The sequence below is a fragment of the Variovorax sp. P4_D9 genome, from assembly GCF_056401695.1.
In genome coordinates, this window is record NZ_JBFUIU010000575.1 from 1 (window position 1) to 5,782 (window position 5,782).

Annotated in this window: 5 protein-coding genes and 2 pseudogenes; all 7 read left to right on the forward strand. The window is 68.6% G+C overall.

What is annotated here, in order from left to right; translation table 11 throughout:
• Positions 1 to 12: 12 nt before the first annotated feature.
• On the forward strand, positions 13 to 1,014 hold the full coding sequence (locus AC1DY5_RS39250; protein WP_478119863.1) for a substrate-binding domain-containing protein: 1,002 nt from the start codon (positions 13 to 15) through the stop codon (positions 1,012 to 1,014).
• A gap of 41 nt (positions 1,015 to 1,055) precedes the next feature.
• Positions 1,056 to 2,021 (forward strand): ABC transporter permease, encoded by a 966-nt coding sequence (locus AC1DY5_RS39255; protein WP_478119859.1) that lies wholly within the window; start codon positions 1,056 to 1,058, stop codon positions 2,019 to 2,021.
• Between the two features lies 1 nt (position 2,022).
• Positions 2,023 to 2,823 (forward strand): ATP-binding cassette domain-containing protein, encoded by an 801-nt coding sequence (locus tag AC1DY5_RS39260; protein WP_478119860.1) that lies wholly within the window; start codon positions 2,023 to 2,025, stop codon positions 2,821 to 2,823.
• A gap of 10 nt (positions 2,824 to 2,833) precedes the next feature.
• Complete coding sequence (locus AC1DY5_RS39265) at positions 2,834 to 3,289, forward strand: RbsD/FucU family protein (RefSeq protein ID WP_478119861.1); 456 nt, start codon at positions 2,834 to 2,836, stop codon at positions 3,287 to 3,289.
• Positions 3,286 to 4,503, forward strand: a complete 1,218-nt coding sequence (locus tag AC1DY5_RS39270) for an ROK family transcriptional regulator (protein WP_478119862.1) — start codon at positions 3,286 to 3,288, stop codon at positions 4,501 to 4,503. Before AC1DY5_RS39265 ends, AC1DY5_RS39270 begins: the two co-directional genes overlap by 4 nt.
• A gap of 76 nt (positions 4,504 to 4,579) precedes the next feature.
• Positions 4,580 to 5,605, forward strand: a pseudogene (locus AC1DY5_RS39275) (dihydroxy-acid dehydratase domain-containing protein); the annotation flags it as partial.
• Positions 5,602 to 5,782 (forward strand): annotated as a pseudogene (locus tag AC1DY5_RS39280) (keto-deoxy-phosphogluconate aldolase); the annotation flags it as partial. The pseudogenes AC1DY5_RS39275 and AC1DY5_RS39280, both read left to right, overlap by 4 nt.

Here is a 5,782-nt window from a genome sequence, read left to right on the forward strand (position 1 = left end):
GGAGACAACCCGATGTTCAAGCTCACCCTCGCCGCCGCCCTGGCCTCTGCTGTGCTGGCCGCCCACCTCCCGGCCCAGGCCGCCGAGCCCGTGATCGGCCTGATCACCAAGACCGAGACCAACCCCTTCTTCGTCAAGATGAAGGAAGGCGCCACCGCCGAGGCCAAGGCCAAGGGCGYCAAGCTGCTGTCGGGCGCGGGCAAGACCGACGGCGACAACGCCGGCCAGGTCGCCGCCATGGAGAACATGATCGCCGCCGGCGCCAGGACCATCCTGATCACGCCCAGCGACGCCAAGGCCATCATCCCGGCCATCAAGAAGGCCCAGGACAAGGGCGTCATGGTCATCGCCCTGGACAGCCCCACCGATCCGCAAAGCGCCACCGACGCCCTGTTCGCCACCGACAACTACAAGGCCGGCGTGCTCATCGGCGAGTACGCCAAGGCCGCGATGGCGGGCAAGCCCGTGAAGATCGCCACCCTCGACCTGTTCCCGGGCCACCCGGTGGGCGCGCAGCGCCACAACGGCTTCCTGCAGGGCTTCGGCCTGAAGAGCAACGACGCCAAGAACAACGAACTGGCCCGCCCGCCCGAGGTGGTTTGCATGGCCGACAGCTTCGGCGACCGCGCCAAGGGCCAGACCGCGATGGAGAACTGCCTGCAGAAGAACCCCGACATCACCCTGGTCTACACCATCAACGAGCCGGCCGCCGCCGGCGCCTTCAACGCGCTGCAGAAGTCCGGCAAGGACAAGAGCGTCATGATCGTCTCGGTCGACGGCGGCTGCGACGGCATCCGCGACGTGGCCGCCGGCAAGATCGCCGCCACCTCCCAGCAGTACCCGCTGAAGATGGCCGCCATGGGCGTGGCCGCCGGCGTCGACTACGCCACCAGCGGCAAGAAGGTCAGCGGCTACACCGACACCGGCGTCACGCTGATCGCGGCCAAGCCGGTGGCCGGCATCGACAGCAAGGACACCCAGGTCGGCACCGAGCTGTGCTGGGGCAAGAAGTAAGCGCGGCGCACGCGCCACCGCACACCGGACACGCACACACCATGACCACCGCCACCCTGAATGCCAAGCTGCCCCCGCTCGGGCAGCTCGGCCCCTTCATCGCGCTGCTGATCGCCTGCGTCGCCTTCGGCCTGACCACCGACCAGTTCTTCAGCGGCGAGAACTTCTCGCTGATCCTGCAGCAGGTGACGGTGGTCGGCGTGATCGCGATCGGCCAGACCCTGATCATCCTGACCGCCGGCATCGACCTGTCCTGCGGCATGATCATGGCGCTCGGCAGCATCGTGATGACCAAGCTGGCCGCCGACATGGGCCTGCCCGCGCCGCTGGCGATCCTGGCCGGCATCGCGGTCACCGCGGGCTTCGGCCTCATCAACGGCCTCTTGGTCACGCGCATCAAGCTGCCGCCCTTCATCGTCACGCTGGGCACCTTCAACATCGCCTTCGCGATCACCCAGCTGTATTCGGGCGCCCAGACCGTGACCGAGGTGCCGCCGATGATGACCTGGTTCGGCAGCACCTTTGCGCTGGGCGGCACCAACATCGCCTACGGCACCGTGCTGATGATCCTGCTCTACCTGGGGGTCTGGTTCTGGCTGCGCGAGACCGGCGCCGGCCGCCACGTCTACGCGGTGGGCAACAACCCCGAGGCGACGCGCCTGGTGGGCATCCCGCCCGAGCGCGTGCTGCTGGGCGTCTATGTGCTGGCGGGCGTGTTCTACGGCATCGCCTCGCTGATGTCGGTGGCGCGCACCGGGGTCGGCGACCCCAACGCGGGGCAGACCGAGAACCTTGACGCGATCACCGCGGTGGTGCTCGGCGGCACCAGCCTGTTCGGCGGGCGCGGCATGATCCTCGGCTCGCTGGTCGGCGCCATCGTGGTGGGCGTGCTGCGCAACGGCCTCACGCTGATGGGCGTGTCCTCCGTCTACCAGGTGCTGATCACCGGCATCCTGGTGATCGTCGCCGTGACCGTCGACCAACTCTCTCGCAAAGGGGCACGCTGAGATGACTGCCGCTGCCAACACCCTACCCCTCGTGATGCAGGCCAAGGGCCTGGTCAAGCGCTACGGCCAGGTCACCGCGCTGGACGGCGCCGACTTCGAGCTGCGCGCCGGCGAGATCCTGGCAGTGATCGGCGACAACGGCGCGGGCAAGTCCTCGCTGATCAAGTGCCTGTCGGGCGCCACGATTCCCGACGAAGGCGAGATCATCCTGGACGGCAAGATCATCCACTTCAAGGGCCCCATCGACGCGCGCCGCGAGGGCATCGAGACGGTCTACCAGGACCTGGCCGTGGCGCCGGCCATGACCATCGCCGAGAACCTGTTCCTGGGCCGCGAGATCCGCCGCCAGGGCTTCCTGGGCAACGTGCTGCGCATGCTGGACAAGACCGAGATGCTCGAGCAGAGCATCGCACGCATGAACGACCTCAAGGTCGGCATCCGCTCGATGACGCAGGCGGTCGAGACCCTCTCGGGCGGCCAGCGCCAGTGCGTGGCAGTGGCGCGCGCGGCGGCCTTCGCCAGCCACGTCGTGATCCTGGACGAGCCCACCGCGGCGCTCGGCGTGAAGGAGGGCAACATGGTGCTCGAGCTGATCCGCCGGGTGCGCGACAAGGGCCTGCCGGTGGTGCTGATCAGCCACAACATGCCGCACGTCTTCGAGATCGCCGACCGCATCCACGTGGCCCGCCTGGGCAAGCGTGGCGCCGTGCTGAACCCCAAGAAGATCAGCATGAGCGACACCGTCGCAGTCATGACCGGCGCGCTGCCACCCGAGCAACTGCCGGCCGAATGCCTGGCGTGAAGGATCGCCCATGCTGAAGAACATCGACCCCCTCCTCAGCCCCGATCTTCTCAAGGTACTCTGCGAGATGGGCCATGGCGACGAGATCGTGCTGGCCGATGCCAACTTCACCGCTGAGTCGCTGGGCCGCGGCAAGCCGATCGTGCGGCTGCCCGGTGTCGGCATGCGCGAGGCCTGTGCGGCGGTGCTGTCGGTGCTGCCGCTGGACGCGGCGGTGGCGCAGCCGGTCGCGTACATGCAGGTCAGCGACAAGCCCGAGGGCTATCGCAGCGCATTGCAGCGTGACGTGATCGCGCGAATGCAGGCGAGCGGCGATGCGACGGAGACGCAATGCGAGGCCACCGAGCGATTCGCCTTCTACGAGCGGGTCTCGCGCGCCTATGCCATCGTGCAGACCGGGGAGATGCAGCCCTTCGCCAATTTCCTGTTCAAGAAAGGCGTGATCGCTCACGACCTGCTGCCATGAGCACTGCAGAGACCGCCGCCAGGCTGCGGCCGCGCGGCTCCAACAACCTGGGCACGCGCCAGTTCAACGAGCGCGTGGTGTTGCAGGCGATCCGCCTCCACGGCGCGCTGCCGAAAGCCGAGATCGCACGGTTGACGAACCTGACCGCGCAGACGGTGCAGCTGATCATCGCGAGGCTGGAAGCCGACGGCCTGGTGCTCAAGCACGCACCCTTGCGTGGCAGGATCGGCCAGCCATCGGTGCCGATGGCGCTGAACCCGGACGGTGCCTATTCGATCGGCATCAAGATCGGACGGCGCAGCCTCGATGTGCTGCTGGTCGACTTCGCTGCGCAGGTCCGCGAACGCCTCACGCTCGACTATCAGTTCCCGGATCCCGACAGCTTGTTCGACGAGATCCGGACTCGCGTCCAGGCGCTGCGCAAGACGCTCGGGCCCAAGCGCGCGCAACTGCTGCACGGCGTCGGCGTCGCCGCCCCCTTGTCGCTCGGCGGCTGGCAATCGCTGCTCGGCGTGGCGCCGGAGGAGGCCGCCAAGTGGAACGCGATCGACATCCGCGCTCAGGTGACGGCGATGACCAAACTGCCCGTCGAGATGGTCAAGGACACGGCGGCCGCCTGCGTGGCCGAGCTGGTGTCCGGGCGCGGGCGCAGCATCCGCAGCTTTCTCTATCTCTACGTCGACACCTTCGTCGGCGGCGGGCTGGTCATCGACAGTCGACTGCGCAGCGGAGGGTCCGGCAACGCTGGCGCTGTCGGGTCGATGCCGCTCGGCCCGGGCGACGCCAGCGGCACCCCGCCGCGCCAGCTGCTCAACGTGGCGTCGCTGTTCACGCTGGAATCGATGTACGCACAGGCCGGGCTCGATGTCGGCGCGCTGGCGGACTCGCGCGCGGTCGCCAATCCCTGGCTGCCCGTGACGCGGGCGTGGCTGTCGCAGTCGACCCCGGCGCTCGCAATGGCGATCAATGGCGCTGCCGCGCTGCTCGACCTCGAGGGCATGGTCATCGACGGATCGTTCAGCAGGGAGATGCTGGCAGCGCTGCAAGCGGAGCTTGGCGTCGCACTCGATCGCTGCAACTGGGAAGGCGTCTCTCGCCCTGAGCTTCTGGGCGGAACGATGGGCGCCGATGCGGGCGCGATCGGCGGCGCACTGCTGCCGCTCTACGCCAATTTTGCCCCCGATCGCAACCTGTTCCTCAAACTCGACCGTTGAACCGGTCGCTGCGTCAACCTGAAATCCCCGGTGTCGCTTGCCTGAGGCCGGGACCCGCTTTGCCAAGGAGTCTTCGATGCGTCTTCATCCAGTGCTTGCCGCGGTCACCGACCGCATCCGCGACCGCAGCGCGGCGTCGCGCGCCACCTACCTGTCCAACCTCGAACGGGCCCGCGCCAAGGGCCCGGTCCGGCAAGCGCTGGGCTGCACGAACCTGGCCCACGGCTATGCCGCGGCGCCATCCGGCGACAAGATCATGCTGCGCGAGATGCGGCAGCCCAACGTGGCGATCGTCTCCTCGTACAACGACATGCTGTCGGCGCACCAGCCCTTCGAGCGCTTCCCGGCCCTCATCAAGCGSGCGGTGCGCGARGTGGGCGCGACCGCGCAGTTCGCCGGCGGCGTGCCGGCGATGTGCGACGGCGTCACGCAGGGCGAGCCCGGCATGGAGTTGTCGCTCTTCAGCCGCGACGTGATCGCTATGGCCACCGCGGTGGCGCTCTCGCACAACATGTTCGATGCCGCGCTGTGCCTGGGCATCTGCGACAAGATCGTCCCCGGCCTGCTGATYGGGGCGCTGCAGTTCGGCCACCTGCCGACGATCTTCGTGCCCGGCGGGCCGATGCCATCGGGCATCTCGAACGACGAGAAGGCGCGCGTGCGCCAGCGCTTCGCCAAGGGCGAGGTCGGCCGCGACGCGCTGCTCGAATCCGAAGAGAAGTCCTACCACGCCCCGGGCACCTGCACCTTCTACGGCACGGCCAACAGCAACCAGATGCTGATGGAAGTGATGGGGCTGCACCTGCCGGGCGCGGCCTTCGTCAATCCGGGCACGCCGCTGCGCGACGCGCTGACCGCGGCGGCGGCGCAACGGGCGGTCGAGATCACGGCCGGGGGCAGCGAGTACACGCCGATCGGCCGGGTGGTCGACGAGCGTGCGATCGCCAACGCCATCGTCGGGCTGCTGGCCACGGGCGGCTCGACCAACCACACGATCCACCTGGTCGCGATCGCGCGCGCCGCGGGCATCCCCATCAACTGGGACGACTTCCGCGACCTGTCCGAGGCGGTGCCGCTGCTGGCGCGCGTCTATCCGAACGGGGCCTGGTGGCCGGCGGCGTCCGGGTGCTCGAGCTGACCTTGCGCACGCCGGTGGCGCTGAGGGCGATCGAGGCCATCGCCAACGAGGTCGAAGGCGCGATCATCGGCGTCGGAACGATCACGCGGCCGGAGGACTTCGACGCCTCGGTCAAGGCCGGCGCCTTGTTCGGCGTCAGTC